The organism is Rhodanobacter sp. FW106-PBR-R2A-1-15, from assembly GCF_058789735.1.
Genome location: NZ_JBYTEM010000039.1, coordinates 1 through 19,040, shown reverse-complemented (window position 1 = coordinate 19,040; position 19,040 = coordinate 1). Strand labels below are relative to the sequence as shown.

Genomic DNA, 19,040 nt, shown 5'->3' with positions numbered 1-19,040 from the left:
TCCGTGGATGGGTGCCTGATGCCGCCCGCCCGCGGTGCTCGCGCAGTGCGCGGCCAACGCAGCGTCGGCTTCACCTTGATCGAGCTGATGATCGTGGTGGCGATCATCGCGATCCTGGCGGCGATCGCCTTGCCCGCGTACACCAGCTACATCACCAAGACCAAGCGGACAGCGGCGGAAGGCTGCCTGTCGGAGCATGCCAACTACATGGAGCGCTACTACACCACCAACCTCAGCTACAAGGGCGCGGCGTTGCCGGGGCTGGATTGCGCCACCCCGCAGCGTACCGGTGCCGACTACAGCTACGATCTGCCGTCCTCTTCGCTGAGCGTATCGACTTACAAGATCACGGCCACGCCGACGGGCGCCCAGCTCACCCGCGACACCACGTGCGGCACGTTGTCGATCGACCAGACCGGGACACGCGGGCCCAGCACAGCCGGTTGCTGGTGATGCCATGGGTCTTCCGTGCGGAATTGGCGGAGGACCCGAAGCTGTTTCCACCTTCGACGCTCCATTGCGAGAGAGGAAAATCCCCTTGGGCAGGCAGAGCGACGGGTAATGGCACAAGAGGCGTCGGCATGGCGACCGCCAGCGTCACGCGTTTTCGTAGATGGCTTCCAGGGCAGCCCTGGCGAGAAAGCCCGAGCGGTTTTCGTGGCGCACGGCGACGTACTTGTCGATTTGCCTCAGGACACGCTTGGGAACGGTGATGTTGATGCGCTCCACGGTGTCGTCGAAATCGGCGAGATCGATTTCAATCACGCCCCAGGCCCAACCCTTGTATTCGGGATCTGCCATGTGTTCCTCCAAGGTTTTTGCCTTGGGAATCGGCTGACCGGCATCGAGGGCGGCATTGAGCCATAGCTCAATGGCTTCTCTGGCCTTGGTGTATGCCTCGTCCGGAGAATCGCCGGCAGAGAAGCACCCCGGAAGATCCGGCACGGCAACACCCCAGGCGGTCGTCTCGCTGCCGGTTTCGATGGCGATGGGATATTTCATGGCGTCTCCTTCAACAGGCCTGCGGCCTTGCGGATCTGGCGGATCAGTCCGGTACCAAGCTCCTTCTTTGGGTGAGCGATGCTGAGATGGCCAGCTTTGTGCGGGTGCTTGTAGATGTGGTGGGAACCGTTGATCCGGTCGAGTATCCAGCCGTCCTTGAGCAGTTCTCTGATCAGATCCTTGCTGTTCATAGTGTGTATCATACACATTGAGTTAGGGGCGGGCAAGCTCGACGACTTGCTGGCGGTGTGGGGGTGAGCAGTCCGGCATCATTCGCCATCATGCCGATGCGGGCAGCAACCGCTCGCGCAGGCCGCCCAGCCGCCGGATCGGCCGCGCCAGCGCGGCGCGCAGCGCATCGTCGGTGCTCCAGATCTCGGCATGCTCCTTCGCGCGCGAGATGGCGGTGTAGACCAGTTCGCGGGTGAGGATACGGTTGTCGGCGTCCGGCGGCAGCAGCACGGCCACGTCGCGGTACTCCGAGCCCTGGCTGCGGTGGATGGTGATCGCCCAGGCGCTGTCGTGCGCGGGCAGCGCGCGTGGCGAGTAGCTGCGCAGGCCGGCGTTGCCGTCGCGGTCGCTTAGCTCGAACCACACACGCAACCCTTCGGCACCTTCCTGTGCGATGCCGACGTCGCCGTTGAACAGGCCGCGGGCGTAATCGTTGCGGGTGATGATGACGGGGCGACCGTGATACCAGGTGCGGTCGGCGTCGATGCCGAAACGGACGGCGAGCCGGCGCAGCATCAGCTCGTTGATACCCTGCGCGCCGAACGGGCCGTCGCGCAGCGCGCACAGGATCTGCAGCTGGCGCAGCCGCTGCAACGCTTCGGCAGCGTCGACGGCCGGCGTCAGCAGCGACTGCAGCAGCCCGGCGTGGCGCTCGATCCAGCCATCCACGCAGGCACGCAGGGCATGCATGTTGGGGCAGTGGCGCAGGTGCAGGTCGCCATCGCGGCGTTCGCCCAGCAGTGCGTCCAGCCATGTCGGGTCGGGGGCGTCGCGCAGCGCCTCGACGCCGCGCTGCAGGCCGCTGCCGGCGCGCCAGCTGTGGGTCAGCGTGAGTACCTGGCCGGCGAGCGGGGCATCGTCGGCGGCGACGCCGAGCGGATGTTGCAGCAGTGGCGCGAGCAGGCCGGCCAGCGGCGGCGGCAGCCGCTGGTGCGGGGCGGCGGCGACGATGTCGGCCAGCACCGAGCCGGCATCGACCGAGGCGAGCTGGCCCGGGTCGCCAAGCAGGATCAGCACCGCCGCGGGCCGCAGCGCCTGCAGCAGCTGGCGCATCATCGCCAGGTCCACCATCGACGCCTCGTCCACCACCACGATGTCCTCGGCCAGCGGGTTGTGCGGGCCGCGCTCGAAGCTGTCGTCCATCGGCCGGTAGCCGAGCAGGCGGTGCAGCGTGCGCGCATCGGCATGCGGAATCTGCTGTAGGAGCGCAGCCTGTGCGCGATGGCCTGATGTGGATCGGGACGAAGAGCCATCGCGCACAGGCTGCGCTCCTACCGGGTCCCATGTTGCCTGCAGCTCCGTAGGGCGGGCACTGCCCGCCGCTGCTCCCCGTGATGCCGAAAAGCCGGAGCCGGCGGGCGGTGCCCGCCCTACGGGGGGCAGGGCAGCTTGCAGCTCGGCCTTGCCCCTGGCGATGGCCTGCGCCAGCCGCTGGGCGGCCTTGCCGGTGGGCGCGGCGAGCGCGATCGACGGCTGCGCCGGTAACCCGCAGGCCTGCGCATGGCGCAGCAGCATCAGCAGCATGCGCACCACGGTGGTGGTCTTGCCAGTGCCGGGGCCGCCGGTGAGCACGAAGAAATGCGCGCCGGGCACCGCGGCCACGGCGGCACGCTGACCATCGGTGGCGCCGCGCGGCATGCCGGCGAACAGCGCATCCAGGTCGTTGGCGAGGGTATCGGCGGCGAGCGGCAGCGTGCGTTGCGCGCAGCGCTGCAGGATCGCCTCGGCGAGCTTCGCCTCGTGCTGCCAGTTGCGCCACAGGTAGAAGCGCCCTTGCGCGTCGAGCACGAACGGCGTGAACGAACTGCCGTCGCCGACCCAGTCGTGCCGGCACAGCGCATCCAGTGCGTCGGCGTCGAGGCCGACGTCCGGGTCGGCCAGCACCGCGCAGGAATGGCCGCGGCCCTCGGCGCGGCTGGCCGCGCGTGCGGCGGCGGCGAGCAGGGCGGAGCCGGTGCGCCCGAGCACCCATTGCGCCAGGGTCTGGTCGATCGTGCGCTCGTCGGCGTCGGCAGCATGCAGCAGCGGGTGGTTCATGCCGCGGCCTCCTGTGCGCCGGCGAACGCATCGTCGAGCGCCTCGACCAGCGCCGGCGGCCAGCGCCGCCGCCACACACCGAGCCCGGGCGCCAGCCCCAGCGCGCGCACGAACAGGTACCAGCTTTCGCCGAGATGGCGTTCGGCCGTATAGCCGTCCATCCGCTGGCGCAGGTAGCGGTGCAGCGCCACGGTGTAGAGCAGCGCCTGCAGCGGGTAGTGGTGCACGGTCATGGCGGCCGCGAGCGAATCGCCCTGGTAGTCGCGCAGCCGCGCGCCGAGCCAGTTGGTCTTGTAGTCGAGCACGTGGAAGCGGTCGTCGCGGGCGAAGATCAGGTCGACGAAGCCGGTCAGCATGCCGTTCAGCGTGGAGGCGTCGAGGCTGGCCGGAATCGCCTCGGCGTGACCGTGGGCCGCGCACAGCCGGCGCAACGGCGCCAGCGGCACCTGCCACACCGGGAACTGGAACTCGAACTCGGCGATGCGCTGGTCGGGGGCGAGGTCGAGCAGGTGCAGGCCGTCGCCCAGGTCGGCCTGGCGCGCGCGGTCGATCATCCGGCCCACGCGCTCGAGCGCTTCCTCGTGGGCGAGGTGCGGCGCGGCGACGGCCTGCGCGCCGAGCTGGCGGTGCAGCAGCTGGCGCTGGTCCGGCCACAGCGGGCCGGGCTGCGCCAGCTCGAACACCTGGTGCACGGCGTCGCCGAAGCGCGGGCCGCGCAGCGGGTACAGCGCGAGCAGGCGGCCGTCTTCGGTGTCGTCGCCCGCTTCGATAGCCGGTTCTTCCGCGCCGGTTTCGTCGGCGCTGCCGCTGTCCTCGATCAGGGTGGCGGCATGGCGAGTCAGCCCGCTGAAGCTGTGCAACCACTGGAACGGCCGCAACTGCGGCAGCGGCGCCTGGGTGGCGCGCGGCGCCGGGGCTTCGACTGGCGGCCGGTAGCGGGTGTAGATGTCGGCGAACGGCGCGGCCAACTGCATGCCGCCGAGTGCTGTGGCCATCGCGGCGAGCGAGGCTTCGCCCTCGGGCAGCTCCAGCTTCCGCTGGGCCTGCCCGAGCAGCAGGTCGATCGCCGCCCATGCCCACGCCTGCGCGTCGTCGCCGGGCCGCAGGCCGCGGTCTGCCCAGTACACGTGCACGGCGTGCACGGCGCGGGTCAGCGCCACGTAGAGCAGGCGCAAGCGTTCCTCCAGTTCCTCGCGGAAGTGGCGCACGCGGTGCCCGGCGAAATGCGCCGAGCCCAGGTCCACACAGCGCTGGCCGTCCGCATCGTGGTAGCGCAGCAGCTTCGGCGCGCGCGGGCCGTTGCGGTCGCCGATGCGCCATACCAGCGGCAGGAACACGATGGGGAACTCCAGCCCCTTGCTGGCGTGGATGGTCAGCAGCTGCACGCGGCGGGCGTCGCTCTCGATGCGCAGCTGGCGTTCGTCAGCCGCCTCGGCGTCGCCGTCGCCGCCTTCCCGGCGCATCTCCTGCAGCCATGCGTACAGGCCGTCCAGCCCCTGCCGTGCGCCTTCCTCCGCAGCGAGCAGTTCGCCCAGGTGGCGCAGGTCGGTGAGCACGCGCTCGCCTTCCGGCAGCGTCAGCAGGGCGGTGGCGCGCGCGGCCAGCAGTTCGCCGACCAACGCCAGCACGCCGCGACTGCGCACCAGCGCGCGCCACGCCTCGAAGCGTTCCAGCTCACGCTCGAACGCGGCGGGCTGCGTCTGCCACGCGTGGAACTGCTCCAGCGTGGCGCCGAGCAAGGTGGTGGCCAGCGCGCCGCGCACGGCCTGGTCGTCGTCGGCGTGCAGCACGGCGTACAGCACCAGCTCCAGCTCGCGCGCCACCTCGCCGGCGAAGATGTTGCCGCGGCCACTGCCCACACAGGGCACGCCGCGGGCAACCAGCCGCTGGCGCAGCGCCACGATCTGCTTGTTGGTGGACAGCAGCACGGCGACGTCGCCGGGCGTCAGCCGGCGGCCGCCGATCGCCTGCCGTGGGTCGTTGAGCAGTTCGGCGATGCGGTTGGCGCAGTCGTCCAGCGCCAGCGCTTCGAGTTCGCCGAGCGCCATCAGCGGGTTGCCGTGCTTGTCGCATGCATCGCCGCGGAACGGATGGATCAGCAGCGGCAGCGCCACCGGCTGGCCGTCGACGGTGTACGGCTGCTCGTCCGCCTTGCCGGCCGCTTCCACCGGCTGGTAGCGGATCTGCGGCTGGCCGAAGCCGCCTTCGGTGTGGCCGTACCAGGCGTTCAATGCCTCCACCAGGGCACGGCTGGAACGATGGTTGGTGCCCAGCGAGAAGCGCTGGCCGGCCTGCTCGCCGGCGCGCAGGTAGGCGGCAATGTCGCCGCCGCGGAAACTGTAGATGGCCTGCTTGGGGTCGCCGATCATCACCAGCGTGCCGCGCTCGCGGTAGATCCGCTCGAAGATCGCGAACTGGCGCTGGTCGGTGTCCTGGAACTCGTCGATCAGGGCGACCGGGAAGGCTTCGAACAGGCGGTCGGCTAGCAGGTCGTCGGACGCGTCGCCGCACAGCCGCTGGTACACCGCGTCGATCAGCATGGAGAAGGTCAGCACCTGGCGCTGGCGTGCGCGGCGCGGCATCTCATCGCGGCAGGTTTGCGCGGCCGCGGCCAGCACTTCGCCGCGCACGAGGATGTCGCATATCCCGAGCAGCGGGCGCAGCGTCTGCAACGCATGGATCAGTGGATGCGCAGCGAGCTCGCCGGCTCGGCCGGCAGCGGCCTGGGCCAGCAGCTTATCCGGCTCGAACACGTCGCTGATCGACTTGGCCAGTTGCGCCTCGTCGCCGTTGCGCAGCGCCTGAGTGATCTCGCCCAGTCGACTGCGTAGTGCCGCGTTGGCTCGCTTGTACAGCGTGGCGTCGCCCGCCAGCCGCTGCAGCTCGGCGATGCTGTCGTCGCCGCGTAGCGTGGCGAGTGCATGATCGAGTTCGGTCAGGCCGCCGGCCTCGATCCGCGCGTCGACGCTGTTGGCCAGCCCACCGAGATCGCGCAGCAGGCCTTCCGGACCGTCCTTCAGTAGCAGCTCGGCTTCGCGCGGGTCGACCGCGCCGGCGAGGTAGCGGCGGCGCCAGAAATCCTCCACGCATTCGCGCATCAGCTGCTGCTCGTCGAACAGCTGGTCGTCGGCGAAGGCGGCGCCGCTTTCCAGCGGGTAGTCGCGCTGGATGCGCTGGCACAGCGCGTGGATGGTGGAGACCGGCGCGCGGTCGAGGTCGCTGCGGGCGAGCTGGATCCGGCGCAGCGCGAGGCGGACGCTGTCCGCGTCGGGGCACAGCGCGGCCAGCCAGCTTTCCAGCGGATCGGCGCTGGTCACGTCGCGCGCCGCGGCTTCGAGCAGGCGTTCGGCCTCGACCAGGCGGCGGCGCAGGCGCTCGCGCAGTTCCTGCGCGGCGGCGTCGGTGAAGGTGGTCACCAGGATCTGCTCCACCCGCAGCCCGCGTTCGAGTAGCAGGCGCAGGTAGAGCACGCCGATGTTCCAGGTCTTGCCGGTGCCGGCGCTGGCCTCGATCAGCACGCGCCCGTGCAGCGGCATGGCGCGCCAGTCGAGCGGTGGCAGGGCGGTGGCATCGGTGGCGGTCACAGCGTTTCCACATGGCGGATCGAAGGGCCGGCGGGCAGTGCCCGCCCTACGAAGCGACCGAGGTAGGGCGGGCACTGCCTGCCGGCTTCACGTGTTTCAGTGATCATCGGCGGGGCTCTTCAACAGGCTTGCATGGTTCGGATCGAGCACGCCACAGACCAGTTCGGTGGCGGCGACGAAGGCGCGATGGGCCGGGCTCTCCACGTCGAACAGTTCCAGCCCGCGGCTGAGCAGGGCCGCATAGCCGGGCGCGTAGTCGCGCTCGCCGGGGTGGTGCCCATCGCCCTGCCACACCGCGGCTGCCCTGACGAGGCGCTCCGACGGTTCGCTGGCGGCCCAGGCTTGTGCGGTGCGTGGGAAGAACAGCAGCGGCTGCCGTCCGGCGGCTTGATACGCCTCGATCAGGCGGCGCAGGCCATGGCGCAGTTGCTTACCCTCCTGCGCACGGATGGTGTCGAGCATGCCCGCCGCCTGGGCGACCAGCACGCTGGCGCCGCCCTGCGTGCGGCGGACCTGCTCCAGTAACGTGGCCTGCAGGGGCGTGTCGTCGCCGGCACGGGCGAGTTGCAGGCAGGCCCAGTCGAGGTAGAAGCCCAGCAGGTCCCTCAGGTTGGCGGCGCGCCCCGGGCGGGCGTCGAACCACAGCAGTCCGCCATCGGCGCCGCGGAATACGCGATCGACCGTGCCGGTCAGGCGCAGGCCGTCGCCGAGGTCGAGGTCAATGGCCTGGGCCAGCGTCTGCACGCCGCCACCGGCGAACAGCGGCCGTGCCTGCGCGAGCAGCGGGCGCAGCGAGTCGCGCAGCCGGGTCCAGCTGCGCTCGCCGATCGCGCCGCCGGCCAGCATGCCGGAGCGGGCGAGCCATGCTGGCGGTTCGCTGGGCAGCTCGGCGTGGCCGGCGGCGAGCGACTCGAACAGCAGGCGGTGATCGACCCGCTCGATTTTTTCCAGCGGCGTCTCCAGCGGTTCGCGATCCGGCCAGCCGTTGTCGGCCAGCGCCTGCAGGCTGATGCCCTGGCTGCGCAGCAGGGCGTCACGCGCGGGGTCGCGCCAGAAACGCTGCAGCGCGCCCAGGGCAAGCTCGCCGGTCACGGTTTGCGGCGTGGCCGTCGGCGAGTCGAGGAAGGGCCGGGCGTCGGCGCCGGACGATGCGGCAGCGAGAAATGCTGGTTCATACGAGAACAGCCGCGGATCGTGGCGGGGCCGGCCCTGCGCGTCGCGTTCGTAGTAGCGCGCGTCGAACGGCTGCAGCGGGTGGCGCACGCGCCACGGCCGTTCGGCCTGGGCGTCGGCGGCGAGGCCGTGCTGCTCGTCGAGAAACTGCAGCAGCTCGGCCAGTGGCGCGGCCGGGTTGCGCGGCTTGCCGTCGCGCACGCCCTCGCCGACGTAGCTCACGTGCAGCGCGTCGCGCGCCGACATCAGTGCCTCGAGGAACAGGTAGCGGTCCTCGTTGCGGGTGTCGCGGTCGCCGCGGCGTGGCTGGGCGAGGATCCGGTTGAGGCCGGCGTCGTGGCCGGGGCGCGGGAACTCGCCCTCGTTCATGCCGAGCAGGCAGACCACGCGGAACGGGATCGAGCGCTGCGGCACCAGCCCGCAGAAGGTCACCCCGCCGAGCAGAAAGCCCTGGCGCTCCGGCACCGCGTCGAGCGCGCCACGCAGCGCCTCGCGCACCACGCTCCATGGCAGCGGTGCGTCGAGGCCGGCTTCGCTGGCCTGGCTGGCGAGACCGGCGGCCAGCCGGCGCAGGGCGTCCAGCGCATGCTGTTCGGCGGCGTCGCGCGGGTCGGCGAGGAACAGCGCGTCGAGCCGTTCCAGCAGCCATGTGCTCCACGCGGCCAGCGGACGCGCACCGGCGAAGGCGTGGCGTGCCTGGCGCAGCTCGCCGAGCAGGCGGTCGAGCTGGCCCAGGGCTTCCACCGCGCCACCAGCGACGCCTCGCAGCGGCAGGATGCCGTCGAGCAGGCCGCCGCCGGCGTCCTGGCCGGCAATCAGCCCGGCGTACATGCGGTCGAGGCCGAATTGCCACGAGTTCGCGTCGACCGCCGCCGCGCCGGCCTCGGCCTTCATCGCCGCGTCCAGCCCCCAGGCCACGCGCGCCCGGCGCAGCCAGCGTTCCAGCGCGTCGCGGCTGCCGGCGTCGATCGCGAAGCGCCGCGCCACCGCCGGCACGTCGAGGAAATCCAGCACCTCGCTTACCGTGAAGCGGCTCTCGGCCAGGTCCAGCCATTGCGAGAACGCGTGCATCAGCGGGTGCGCGTGCGCCAGCCCGACGTCGGCCAGATGCCAGGGAATGTGCAGCGGGTCGCGACGGTACTGCGCCGGCTCGCCGAACACCGCCGCCAGGTACGGTGCATAGGCCCCGATGTCCGGCGCCATCACCACGATGTCGCGATGCTGCAGGGTGGAGTCGTCGGCCAGGCAACGCAGCAGGGCGTTCTTCAGCACTTCCAGCTCGCGCAGGCGGGTGTGGCAGGCATGCACGCGCAGGCTGGCGTCGTGGCGCAGCGCGGGCAGGATGTCGTCCAGCGCGGCCCCGTCCGCTTGTTGTGCGCGGATCGGTGCGCCGACCAGCTCCGGCTGCAGGCAGCGGATGCTCGACTGCAGCCGGGCGAGCAGCGAGGTGGCGTCGTCGAGCGGTTCGGCCTCGTCGAGCGGGTCGCGCTCTTCGGTCGCATCGCATTTGTCCAGGGTCAGGCAGAAATCCTGCGCGATGCGGCCGAGCGCCACCAGCAGCGGATGGCCGACCTCGTAGTACAGAGCTTGTGGGTCGTCCGCGTGGGCGAGCAGGAAGCGCTGCCGGCGCAGATAGACCCAGTGCTCGCGACAGGGATCGGGGAAGTACAGATGCACCGGCGTGTGCAGCGCGGTGGCCTGCAGCGCCGCCAGCACGTCGGGCGGCAGGTGGCTGACGCCGAACACGTGCAGCGGCGGGTCGCCGGCCAGCGCGTTGCCGGTACGCAGCGCCTCCAGCAGCGCCGCGCTGCGCTGCGCGCGATGCGGCCGCGGGGTGGCGGCCCGCAGCCGCTGCCACAGCGCCGCCTGCCAGTCACCGGCGTACCGCGCGGGGTGCCGTTCCCAGTCGAGGATCCAGTCCGGCCGGTAGATCAGGTACTGGGTGTACAGGCCGGCCAGGTGTTCGGCCAGCTGGAAGCTGCGCCGCGCGGCGCCGTCGCCGGCCAGGTAGCTCGCCACTTCCGGCGCCTGCAGCGCGGGCAGGGCCGCCAGCAGGCGCCAGCGCAGCAGCTCGTGCCGGTACGCGCCGCCGATCAGCGCCTCGTCGCCCAGCACGCGGCGGGCCGCGCGTTCGAACCACTGCCACGGCAGGATCATCTCGATGTTGGCAGCGATGCCATGGCCGCCGTGCGGCCCGTTGCGTTGCGCCAGGTGGCCGAGCAGCCAGCGCTGCAACCCCGGGTGTGCCACCACCACGGTCTGCGCCGCCAGCGGGTTGGCCGGCCGCTGCGCTTCGAGCTGCAGCGCCAGCGCGTCGGCCAGCCGCTCGGTGCGGCTGCCGCGGTGGACGATCAGCCCGCCTGGGTTGTCCCTCATCCGTTCCTGCCCTGGGTGATGCAATGCGCACAGCATACCGAGCCGCGACACATCGTTTGCGATGGCGGCAGGAAGGCGAGGCCATGTGTCGATTTGCCGACCCACCGTTCGTCATCCGGGCGAGAACCTGGTTTGCAGCACGAACCGAAGGAGACACGACGATGCGATGCATGGTGATGGTGAAGGCGACTCCCGATTCGGAGGCCGGCGTGATGCCCAGTGAGCAGTTGCTGACCGCGATGGGCCGCTACAACGAGGAACTGGTGAAGGCCGGCATCATGCTGGAAGGCGAGGGCCTGCATCCCAGCTCGAAGGGTGTGCGGGTGAAGTTCTCGGGCCGCGCGCGCACGGTGACCGACGGACCGTTCGCGGAGACCAAGGAGCTGATTGCCGGCTTCTGGCTGTGGCAGGTGAAGTCGATGGAGGAAGCGGTCGAGTGGCTCAAGCGCGCGCCGTTCGACGACGATGCCGAGCTGGAGATTCGCCAGGTGTTCGAGGCCGACGATTTCGGCGCTGAGTTCACTCCCCAACTGCGCGAGCAGGAGGAACGGCTGCGCGCGCAGCTCGCGGCGAAATCGTGAGCCGCGCAGCGGGCCGGTTTGCGTGACGCTGGCAGGCCGTGACTTCCGGCCTTGCGCCGGTGCCATGGGGATGCTGTGATCGCTCGTCATGAGCGTGACCGAGACCCATCGCACCATCGACGCCGTCTGGCGGATCGAGTCGGCCCGGTTGATCGCCGGCCTGACGCGCATGCTGCGCGACGTCGGCCTGGCCGAGGAGCTGGCGCAGGATGCGCTGGTGGTGGCGCTGGAGCAGTGGCCGCAGAGCGGCGTGCCGGACAACCCCGGCGCCTGGCTGATGACCACCGCAAAGCATCGCGCGATCGACCGGCTGCGCCGCAGCAAGCTGCTCGAACGCAAGCACGAGCAATTGATGCACGAGCTGGAACACGAGCAGGAATCGGCGAGGTCGGCGAACGAGGCGGCGCTGGACGATCCGTTCGGCGACGACCTGCTGCGGCTGATCTTCACCGCCTGCCATCCGGTGCTGTCGATGGAGGCGCGCGTGGCGTTGACCCTGCGCCTGCTCGGCGGCCTGACCACGGAGGAAATCGCGCGCGCCTTCCTGCTGCCCGAGCCGACCATCGCGCAGCGCATCGTGCGCGCCAAGCGCAGCCTGGCCAAGGCCGCGGTGGCCTACGAGGCGCCGCGTGGCGAGGAGATCGCCGCGCGCCTTTCCTCGGTGCTCGGGGTGATCTACCTGATCTTCAACGAGGGCTATTCGGCTACTGCCGGCGACGACTGGATGCGCCCGGGGCTATGCGGGGACGCCTTGCGGCTGGGGCGCGTGTTGGCCGGGCTGATGCCGTGCGAGCCGGAGGTGCACGGCCTGGTGGCGCTGATGGAGCTGCAGGCCTCGCGCTCGCGCGCGCGGGTGGACGCGCACGGCGAGCCGATCCTGCTGCTGGAGCAGGATCGGGCGTTGTGGGATCGGCTGCTGATCCGCCGCGGCCTGGCCGCGCTGGAGCGGGCCGGAAAGCTCGGCGGCGCGCTGGGCCCGTATGCGTTGCAGGCGGCGATCGCGGCCTGCCATGCGCGCGCGCTGAGCGGCGGGGAAACCGACTGGTCGGGCATCGCGGCGCTGTACGCCACGCTGGTCGGGGTGGCGCCGTCGCCGGTGGTCGAGCTCAACCGCGCGGTGGCCGTGGGCATGGCGGACGGCGCCGCGGCGGGCCTTGCCCTGGTCGATGGCCTGGTCGGCGAACCGAGCCTGCAGCGCTACCACCTGTTGCCGGCGGTGCGCGGCGATTTGCTGGTCCGGCTGGGCCGCATCGAGGAAGCGCAGCGGGAGTTCGAGCGGGCCGCCACCCTGGCGATGAACCGGCGCGAGCGCGAGCTGATGCGTCGCCGCGCCCGGGCCTGCGTCGGCCGCGCACCGCCCGGCTGAACGGGCTCGCCCCGGGCCTGTCCGCTGCTGCCGCCACGGCGCAGTGGATTAATGCGTAGTCCCGTGATGAAGTATGCCGACTATCGGTGTGCCGTTTCGTTCGGGGGAAGCCGGCCAGCGGATGGACAGCCAACAGCAGGCAGATGGCGAGCTTCGCGAACGCTTCTACCGGAGCGTGGCGGAAACCCTTGCGCTGTTGCACGCCCCGCCGGACCCCGACCGCCGCCGCACCCTGGCCACGATCGCGGGCATCCTCGCGTCGACCATGGATCTTCCGCTGGTATGGATCGGGCGGCGTGAATCGGCTTGCCATGACGTCGAGGTCGTGGCGGCGGCCGGAACTGCCGCGGCCTACGCGTCTGCGCTGAAGCTGAGCGCGGACGAATCCGTGCCTGGCGGGCGCGGGCCGGTGGGCAGGGTGTTGCGCGATGAACGGGCCCGGGCGACCCCGGTCGGCGCGCCGGAGTTCGGGCCGTGGCGCGAGGCCGCGCGCCGGCACGGATTCGGCTCCTGCATCGCGGCCGCATCGAGGACGCGCGACGACGGCCAACTGGTACTGGCCGCCTACTCCCGCGACGACGGTCCCAGCCTGAGCGACGGACTGCTCGACTGGGCGCAGCGGCTGGTCGACGAGCTGAGCCGGTACTGGGACCACCACGGCTTGCTGGAACGCAGCGCGCGGATGAGCCGTTATCGCGATGCTCAGCGCGCGATCCAGCGCGCCTTGCTGGAGCAGCCCGACCCGGCGGCGGTCTATCGCACGCTGGCCGAGGCGCTGGCCGACATCGCCGGTGCCGCCGCGGTCGACGTATTCGCCGCCGAGGACGATGAGCCGATGCTGCGGCGGATGGCGCTGGTCGGGCCGCTCGCGGATGTCGTGCGCAGCCTGCCGCTGCCGCCGCGGCACGACGACGGGGCGGTGGTGCTGGCGCCGACGCAGGCCTTCATGCAGGGCGTACCGGTCGTCCGGCGCCGCTCGGCCGGGCCATGCCAGGGCAACACCGCGTTCCGCCATGAGTTGCTCGAACACGCCGCCACGGTGGGCTGCTGGCCGTTGTTCGCGTCGACCGACGCGATCGGGGCGACGCAGGCGCCGACCGGCGTGTTCGTGGTGATCACCGTCGAGCCGGATGCCTTCGACGACGAGATGTGCCGCCTGCTGGACGAGATCGCCGATGCCACCGGGCTGGCGCTGCGCCAGCACGCGCAGCGGCACGCCCTGCTGCGGGAGCAGGAGCGGCAGACCTACCTCGCCCTGCACGACGACCTTACCGGCCTGCCCAATCGCCGCGCGCTGGACCGGCATCTGGAGATCATGCTGGAGCGCGCCAGGCGTCGCCGCCGCATGGTCGCGGTGGGGCTGCTGGACCTGGACGACCTGAAGCCGATCAACGACCGTCACGGCCATGCCGTGGGCGACCGCCTGCTGGCCGAGATGGCGGAACGATTCCGCCTGATGCTTCGCCCCGGCGACTACGTGGCCCGGCTCGGCGGCGACGAGTTCGTGCTGGTGTTCGAGGATCTCGATGCGGCGCAGGACATCGACGGCTTGCTGGAGCGCATCGGCGAGGTTCTGCGCTTTCCGATGAACATCGACGGCGCCGTCATGTCGGTGGGCGCCAGCCTGGGCATTGCGCTGTACTCCAGCGAGCTGCGCAGCACCGGCGAACAGCTGCTGCGCCGCGCCGATCAGGCGATGTACCTGGTGAAATCACGCAAGCGGCATCGCTCGCGCTGGTGGTCGCTGGTTTCGCCCGAGGGCGTGGTGGACGAGACCGACGAACCCGATGCGGCGACGCCCTATGGCGAACATGCCGCCGTATTGCTGGACGGCTGCAGTAAGGCGTGGGAGCCGCGGCTGCCCGGCATCGTGGAAAGCTTTCATGCCGCGCTGCGCGCGCATGACGGTGTCGCCAGGCTGCTGGACGTGCTTCCGGCCGAGGACCTGAAAGCGTTCGAACAGCACCAGATGCAGCATCTGCGCGCCCTGCTGCAGGGCGATCTCGACCTGGCCGGCCATCGCGCCCGGGCGACCCGCACCGGCCTGTTCCATGCGGCCTGCGGGCTGGAGGAAGTCTGGCTGCTGGAGGCGATCGAGCAGCTGCGCGACATCCTGGCCGCGGTGCTGGCCGGCACCGGCCAGAACGACCGCCGCGCGCTGGCGATCCTGCTGCAGCGGCTGGGCATGGAACGGCAGTGGCAACTGGAAAGCATGCGTGAACTGCAGCGCCGCCGGGTGGCCTTGCTGGCCAGGGTCAATGCGCTGGCGTGGTCGGTCGAGGGCTACCTGGAACTGATCCAGGGCGTGGCCGACATCCTGGTGTCGCACAAGGAGATCGTCGCCTGTTCGGCCGGGCGCCCGGATGCGATGGGCCAGCTGACCTACGAGGCGGTGGCGGGGGTGGCCTTTGCCGAGTACCTGCACGCGCTGGTCAGCGGCAAGGCGGTGCCGATCCGGGTCGACGCCGACCAGCCGACGGGGCAGGGACCCAGCGGGCGCGCCTGGCGCACGGCGCGGATCCAGCGCTGCGCCCACTACGGCAGCGATCCGGCGATGGCGTCGTGGCGCGACATCGCGCTGAGCCTCGGGGTGGTATCCAGCGTGGCCATTCCGCTGTGCGCGTCGCCGCTGCAGCCGGCAGTGGTGCTGACCGTCTACAGCCCCTACGCGGGCGGTTTCCACAGCGAGGACCAACGCGCCTTCCTCGAACAGATCAAGACCGTGTTGGACCTTGCCCTGGCGCGGCTGGCGCCGCCGCGCCAGGGCACCGAGCTGCTGCCGTTCTTCGTGCGCGAACGCTGGCGCGCGATGGTCGCCACCGACGCGCTGCAGATGCACTACCAGCCGCTGGTCAGGCTGGCCGACGGCCGGGTCGCCGAGATCGAGGCGCTGGCCAGGCTGCGCGACGAGGATGGCGAGCTGCTGGCGCCGGCGCGCTTCCTTCCCGCGCTGGGCGCGGACGAGCTGCTGGCGCTGTTTCGCCAGGGGTTGGGCCAGGCCGTCGCCTGCCGCGAGGCGCTGTTGCGCGCGGGCCATGCGCTGGACGTCTCGGTAAACGCGCCGGCGGCCTCACTGCAGGACCCACGCTATGCGGAGGTGGCGGCGGCGGTCATCGCGCGCAGCGGCTGCGTGGCGCAGGCGCTGCTGTTCGAGATACTCGAATCGCCGATCGGCACCGAGCATGCCGCCATGCCGCATGGCTCGGGCATGCAGTCGCTGAAGGCGCTGGGGGTGCGTCTGGTCGAGGACGATCTCGGCGCGGGCTACAGCTCGCTGATCCGCCTGCGCCAGTGGCCGTTCGACCGGATCAAGATCGATCAGGCCATCGTCGGCCAGGTAAGGCAGGATCCGCTGGGCACCTTGCGCTTCATCCGGCAGCTGATCCGCATCGGACACGACCTGCGGCTCGAGGTGGTGGTCGAAGGGCTGGAATCGCCCGAGCTGATCGAGGCGGCGACGATCCTCGGCGCGGATTTCGGCCAGGGCTACGCACTGGCGCGACCGATGCCCGCCGGCGCGTTGTCCACCTGGCTGGCGGGCTACCGGCCGGTACCGGGCTCCATGCGGCCGCAAACCGGGCTGGGCGCACTTGCCGGCGAGCTGCGCTGGGAGGAGCAGTTCGTCGCCTTGCCGCCGGATCCCGCGTGCTGGGCCCGGCTTGCGCAGATCAGCTGCGACCCCGGCGAGTATCTGCAACGGCCGGAACCCGGCGATGTGCTGGATGCCAGTCACCAGGCCATGCACCGGGCCGCCCTGGCCGGCCCGGCCGACCCGGTCTACCGCCGCGAGCGCGAAGCCTTCCTCGCGCTGCTGGTCGGGCACGTGCTGGACAATTTTCAGCAGTGAGCCGTTGCGTGCACGCACGCTGCGCTTTGGTGGTGCTGAAACGACGAAACCGGCCGCAAGGGGCCGGTTTCCGGATCGGATGGTGGGCGATGCAAGGATCGAACTTGCGACACCTGCCGTGTGAAGGCAAGAAAACGGACTTTTGCGGACTGGTGCGGACGATATAAGTCATTGAAATAGCAGTAAACACGTACTTCGTCCGCCGTGATGCGTGATAATTTTTCCGTACTATGTCCGTACGGCAAAGAATCATGGCCCGTTTTCGAGATCGACAAGGTTCGCGTTCGCAACCGTTTGGCCGTCCGGCGTGAACCGTACTGGGGCGCTCCGATTGCGCGCGGCCTGTTCCTGGGCTTCCGCAAGCTGGAGGATGGCGGGACGTGGATCGCGCGCCAGCGTGACGAGGATGGCAGGCAGCGTTATCAGTCCATCGGGCATGCCGCCAGCATCGCGCATGATGACGCGGTGAAGGCTGCGCGGGCTTGGGCCAAGGCTGTGGATGCTGGCGTGGATACGTCCGAGGTCGAGACCGTAGCGGACGCATGCAGGGCATACGTGAAGGATCGCCGGCAGGAAGTGGGTGACGCGAACGCCGACGATGCAGATGGCCGATTCGAGCGCACCGTTCACGGCCATTCCATCGGCAAGCGCAGCAGGTCAAGGACTGGCGCGCCGGCCTGGACATGAGCGATGCCAGCAAGAACCGCACGCTGTCCGCGCTCAAGGCCGCGCTGAACTATGCCGTGTCATCGCGGTACGTCGAGGCGGGACTGGCTATCGAGTGGACGGGCGTCAAGCCGCACGAGGTCACCACGCGGCGAGACCTGTACTTGAACCGCAAGCAGCGCCATGCCCTGGTCGAGAAACTGCCGGAGCATGCCCGCCCCTTCGTCCGTGGCCTGTGTCTGCTACCGCTGCGCCCTGATGCGCTGGCATCGGCGACCGTGGGCGACCGTGGGCGACCTAGACGCCTAAGCGGACGGCTCGCACTGGCACAAGGAGCGGTGGAAGCAGCCGATCAAGAAAGCCGCCGCCGCCGCGAAGCTTCCGTTAGGCGTCTGTGCCTACACGCTGCGTTATAGCGTCATTACCGACGTGCTGGTCGGCGGCATGGACTCGCTGACCGTGGCGAGGATAGCGGGCACGTCCCTGGCGATGATCGAAAAGCACTACGGCCACCTGCTACACGACCACGCGGCTAAGGCGATGGCGGGGCTGGCGCTGTAACAATCTGTTACAGACCGCTCACGATGAACATTGAAAGACTTTCAAGAGTTGACATTGTATCAAAATAGGTACACCATGGCGCCATGGTTCTCCTCCCAGCCTGGGTTCTAAGCGTTCTTTTCTACGCCACCGAGGCCGGGACTGAGCCGGTACGAGATTGGCCGCGCTCTCTTCCAGCCGAGTCCCGCAAGGCCATCGGCGAAGACATCAAGACGGTGCAGATGGGTTGGCCGCTAGGGATGCCGCTGGTACGTAACCTGGAGCCGGGATTGTGGGAAGTACGCATCAACCTGCCTGATGGCATTGCCCGCGTACTGTTCATGACAGAAGGTCCGGCCATGATTCTGTTACATGGCTTCATCAAGAAAACGCAGAAGACATCCAAGCAAGACCTTGAGCTTGCCCGCAAACGCATGAAAGAGGTACGCCGCCATGGCTAAGAAGAATGTTCACATCGGTAGCAGCTTCGACGACTTCCTGGCGGAAGATGGCCGGCTGGAGGAGGCGACCGCTATCGCCATCAAGCGTGTCATCACTTGGCAGTTCGAGCAGGCTATGAAAGCCTCTGGGATCACCAAGACCGCCATGGCAGAGCGCATGAATACCAGTCGCGCATCACTTGGCCGGTTGCTGGATGAGAACGATACCGGCCTTACTCTGGAGACTCTGAGCCGTGGCGCGCAGGCGCTCGGCTATCGTGTGAAGGTGGAGCTGGTCGCAGAGTGAGTTAACCAGCACGCCACTCATGTCCCGATCAAGCCCGCCCTGTGCGGGCTTTTTCGTGGGCGGCGTTGGTGGACGATGCTATGCCCGGTTGATTACTACATATTCGATCTCCCGCAACCGATAGCTGGCGATAATGCCGGATTACAAGTTTTTCAACGCTGCCGGGGACATGGTGTTTTCATCGTCGCATCGATATGTGCGAATCGTCGGTTCCCTCACTGCCAGCGCCGGCCCCAGCTTGCCGTCGAATTCGATAACGCTGGCAGCAGGAAAAACCTATGCGGTCATGCAAAACGACCCGATGGCCTACGCCAAGATAGTGAATCAATCACCAGTGCCGGCAGAGCAGGACTGGTTTCTGTATTCAATGCGGGGATGCTTCAAGGTAGCCAGCAATGTCATCTCGGCAGTGGCCGGCGAATTTGCCGCGGTCCACTATGGTGTGACGAGCCCGCCGCCGTATTCGACTGCAGCGACGGGATTCGTCGTGGATGTGACTGGTCTCTGATGGCATCCCTTGCCTGGTGCAAGTCGATACGATCAAGCAGGCGAGCTTAGCGCATGCCGCAGATTGCGAAGGCCACGGGAAACAGAGTGCGCAGCCGATCAATCGACAGGTATGTACCGCTCGCGTCGTAGAGCTGGTAGAAGGCAAGGCCGCCAACACGCATCAACGTCGCGCGCTCGTCGCCCAACGCTTTGCGTTGAATCTCGTCCGCTTGCGCAGCGATCCATTCCCCGTAGGTGAGCGCTGCGGATACAGGTCCGGTCATGTTTGCACGCGTCCCCGGTAGCATTTCGGGAAGGTCTATGCCTAGACCAACGAGGGAGTCCCCCCGGCTCTGCCGGGGAGGCAGTAGAAGTTTGACGTTTACAGGAGTCCATCGGGG

Annotated in this window: 15 protein-coding genes; 8 read left to right on the top strand and 7 right to left on the bottom strand. The window is 69.4% G+C overall.

The window, feature by feature from the left end; translation table 11 throughout:
- The first annotated feature begins 18 nt into the window (after positions 1-18).
- Positions 19-453: a type IV pilin protein gene (locus AC3WTD_RS16620; protein ID WP_492614453.1), complete on the top strand. Its 435-nt coding sequence runs from the start codon at positions 19-21 to the stop codon at positions 451-453.
- Positions 454-597: 144 nt separating this feature from the next.
- Here the strand turns inward: AC3WTD_RS16620 and AC3WTD_RS16615 are convergent, their stop codons facing one another.
- From AC3WTD_RS16615 to recC, 5 genes are all read right to left on the bottom strand, one after another.
- Positions 598-1,002: a type II toxin-antitoxin system HicB family antitoxin gene (locus AC3WTD_RS16615; RefSeq protein ID WP_492614452.1), complete on the bottom strand. Its 405-nt coding sequence runs from the start codon at positions 1,000-1,002 to the stop codon at positions 598-600.
- Entirely contained in the window at positions 999-1,193 is a 195-nt protein-coding gene (locus AC3WTD_RS16610) for a type II toxin-antitoxin system HicA family toxin (RefSeq protein ID WP_492614451.1), read from the bottom strand. The genes AC3WTD_RS16615 and AC3WTD_RS16610 overlap by 4 nt, the downstream gene beginning before the upstream one ends.
- A gap of 88 nt (positions 1,194-1,281) precedes the next feature.
- A complete protein-coding gene (gene recD, locus AC3WTD_RS16605; RefSeq protein WP_492614450.1) occupies positions 1,282-3,270 on the bottom strand; it encodes an exodeoxyribonuclease V subunit alpha in 1,989 nt (662 codons plus the stop codon).
- The gene (locus AC3WTD_RS16600; RefSeq protein ID WP_492614449.1) at positions 3,267-6,854 is read right to left on the bottom strand and encodes a UvrD-helicase domain-containing protein; all 3,588 of its coding nucleotides are present in this window, start codon (positions 6,852-6,854) and stop codon (positions 3,267-3,269) included. The genes recD and AC3WTD_RS16600 overlap by 4 nt, the downstream gene beginning before the upstream one ends.
- Before the next feature lie 96 nt (positions 6,855-6,950).
- Positions 6,951-10,403 (bottom strand): exodeoxyribonuclease V subunit gamma, encoded by a 3,453-nt coding sequence (gene recC, locus AC3WTD_RS16595; RefSeq protein ID WP_235642606.1) that lies wholly within the window; start codon positions 10,401-10,403, stop codon positions 6,951-6,953.
- Positions 10,404-10,564: 161 nt separating this feature from the next.
- On the opposite strand from recC, the gene AC3WTD_RS16590 reads away from it, so the two are divergent.
- The 3 genes from AC3WTD_RS16590 to AC3WTD_RS16580 all read left to right on the top strand — a co-directional run bounded on the left by AC3WTD_RS16590 (position 10,565) and on the right by AC3WTD_RS16580 (position 16,197).
- Positions 10,565-10,984, top strand: coding sequence for a YciI family protein (locus tag AC3WTD_RS16590; RefSeq protein ID WP_027492984.1), 420 nt, complete (start codon positions 10,565-10,567; stop codon positions 10,982-10,984).
- A gap of 88 nt (positions 10,985-11,072) precedes the next feature.
- Positions 11,073-12,350, top strand: a complete 1,278-nt coding sequence (locus AC3WTD_RS16585) for an RNA polymerase sigma factor (protein ID WP_492614448.1) — start codon at positions 11,073-11,075, stop codon at positions 12,348-12,350.
- 73 nt (positions 12,351-12,423) lie between these two features.
- The gene (locus AC3WTD_RS16580; protein WP_492614447.1) at positions 12,424-16,197 is read left to right on the top strand and encodes an EAL domain-containing protein; all 3,774 of its coding nucleotides are present in this window, start codon (positions 12,424-12,426) and stop codon (positions 16,195-16,197) included.
- 249 nt (positions 16,198-16,446) lie between these two features.
- On the opposite strand, the gene AC3WTD_RS16575 is transcribed toward AC3WTD_RS16580, so the two are convergent.
- The gene (locus AC3WTD_RS16575; RefSeq protein WP_492614446.1) at positions 16,447-16,827 is read right to left on the bottom strand and encodes a hypothetical protein; all 381 of its coding nucleotides are present in this window, start codon (positions 16,825-16,827) and stop codon (positions 16,447-16,449) included.
- Between the two features lie 53 nt (positions 16,828-16,880).
- On the opposite strand from AC3WTD_RS16575, the gene AC3WTD_RS16570 reads away from it, so the two are divergent.
- The 4 genes from AC3WTD_RS16570 (at position 16,881) to AC3WTD_RS16555 (ending at position 18,658) form a co-directional block, all read left to right on the top strand.
- Positions 16,881-17,279: a hypothetical protein gene (locus AC3WTD_RS16570; RefSeq protein WP_492614445.1), complete on the top strand. Its 399-nt coding sequence runs from the start codon at positions 16,881-16,883 to the stop codon at positions 17,277-17,279.
- 228 nt (positions 17,280-17,507) lie between these two features.
- Positions 17,508-17,864 (top strand): type II toxin-antitoxin system RelE/ParE family toxin, encoded by a 357-nt coding sequence (locus AC3WTD_RS16565; protein ID WP_492614444.1) that lies wholly within the window; start codon positions 17,508-17,510, stop codon positions 17,862-17,864.
- Positions 17,857-18,150, top strand: coding sequence for a helix-turn-helix domain-containing protein (locus tag AC3WTD_RS16560; RefSeq protein ID WP_027492980.1), 294 nt, complete (start codon positions 17,857-17,859; stop codon positions 18,148-18,150). The genes AC3WTD_RS16565 and AC3WTD_RS16560 overlap by 8 nt, the downstream gene beginning before the upstream one ends.
- Before the next feature lie 133 nt (positions 18,151-18,283).
- On the top strand, positions 18,284-18,658 hold the full coding sequence (locus tag AC3WTD_RS16555; RefSeq protein WP_185754647.1) for a hypothetical protein: 375 nt from the start codon (positions 18,284-18,286) through the stop codon (positions 18,656-18,658).
- Between the two features lie 46 nt (positions 18,659-18,704).
- On the opposite strand, the gene AC3WTD_RS16550 is transcribed toward AC3WTD_RS16555, so the two are convergent.
- The gene (locus tag AC3WTD_RS16550) at positions 18,705-18,923 is read right to left on the bottom strand and encodes a hypothetical protein (RefSeq protein WP_159082179.1); all 219 of its coding nucleotides are present in this window, start codon (positions 18,921-18,923) and stop codon (positions 18,705-18,707) included.
- Positions 18,924-19,040 lie beyond the last annotated feature (117 nt).

What these genes read in the sequence shown, in the direction of transcription:
- AC3WTD_RS16620 (WP_492614453.1), top strand. Translation starts at nt 19, where the DNA reads ATGCCGCCCGCCCGCGGTGCTCGCGCAGTGCGCGGCCAACGCAGCGTC.
- AC3WTD_RS16615 (WP_492614452.1), bottom strand. Translation starts at nt 1,002, where the DNA reads ATGAAATATCCCATCGCCATCGAAACCGGCAGCGAGACGACCGCCTGG.
- AC3WTD_RS16610 (WP_492614451.1), bottom strand. Translation starts at nt 1,193, where the DNA reads ATGAACAGCAAGGATCTGATCAGAGAACTGCTCAAGGACGGCTGGATA.
- recD (WP_492614450.1), bottom strand. Translation starts at nt 3,270, where the DNA reads ATGAACCACCCGCTGCTGCATGCTGCCGACGCCGACGAGCGCACGATC.
- recC (WP_235642606.1), bottom strand. Translation starts at nt 10,403, where the DNA reads ATGAGGGACAACCCAGGCGGGCTGATCGTCCACCGCGGCAGCCGCACC.
- AC3WTD_RS16590 (WP_027492984.1), top strand. Translation starts at nt 10,565, where the DNA reads ATGCGATGCATGGTGATGGTGAAGGCGACTCCCGATTCGGAGGCCGGC.
- AC3WTD_RS16585 (WP_492614448.1), top strand. Translation starts at nt 11,073, where the DNA reads ATGAGCGTGACCGAGACCCATCGCACCATCGACGCCGTCTGGCGGATC.
- AC3WTD_RS16580 (WP_492614447.1), top strand. Translation starts at nt 12,424, where the DNA reads ATGCCGACTATCGGTGTGCCGTTTCGTTCGGGGGAAGCCGGCCAGCGG.
- AC3WTD_RS16570 (WP_492614445.1), top strand. Translation starts at nt 16,881, where the DNA reads ATGAGCGATGCCAGCAAGAACCGCACGCTGTCCGCGCTCAAGGCCGCG.
- AC3WTD_RS16565 (WP_492614444.1), top strand. Translation starts at nt 17,508, where the DNA reads ATGGTTCTCCTCCCAGCCTGGGTTCTAAGCGTTCTTTTCTACGCCACC.
- AC3WTD_RS16560 (WP_027492980.1), top strand. Translation starts at nt 17,857, where the DNA reads ATGGCTAAGAAGAATGTTCACATCGGTAGCAGCTTCGACGACTTCCTG.
- AC3WTD_RS16555 (WP_185754647.1), top strand. Translation starts at nt 18,284, where the DNA reads ATGCCGGATTACAAGTTTTTCAACGCTGCCGGGGACATGGTGTTTTCA.
- AC3WTD_RS16550 (WP_159082179.1), bottom strand. Translation starts at nt 18,923, where the DNA reads ATGACCGGACCTGTATCCGCAGCGCTCACCTACGGGGAATGGATCGCT.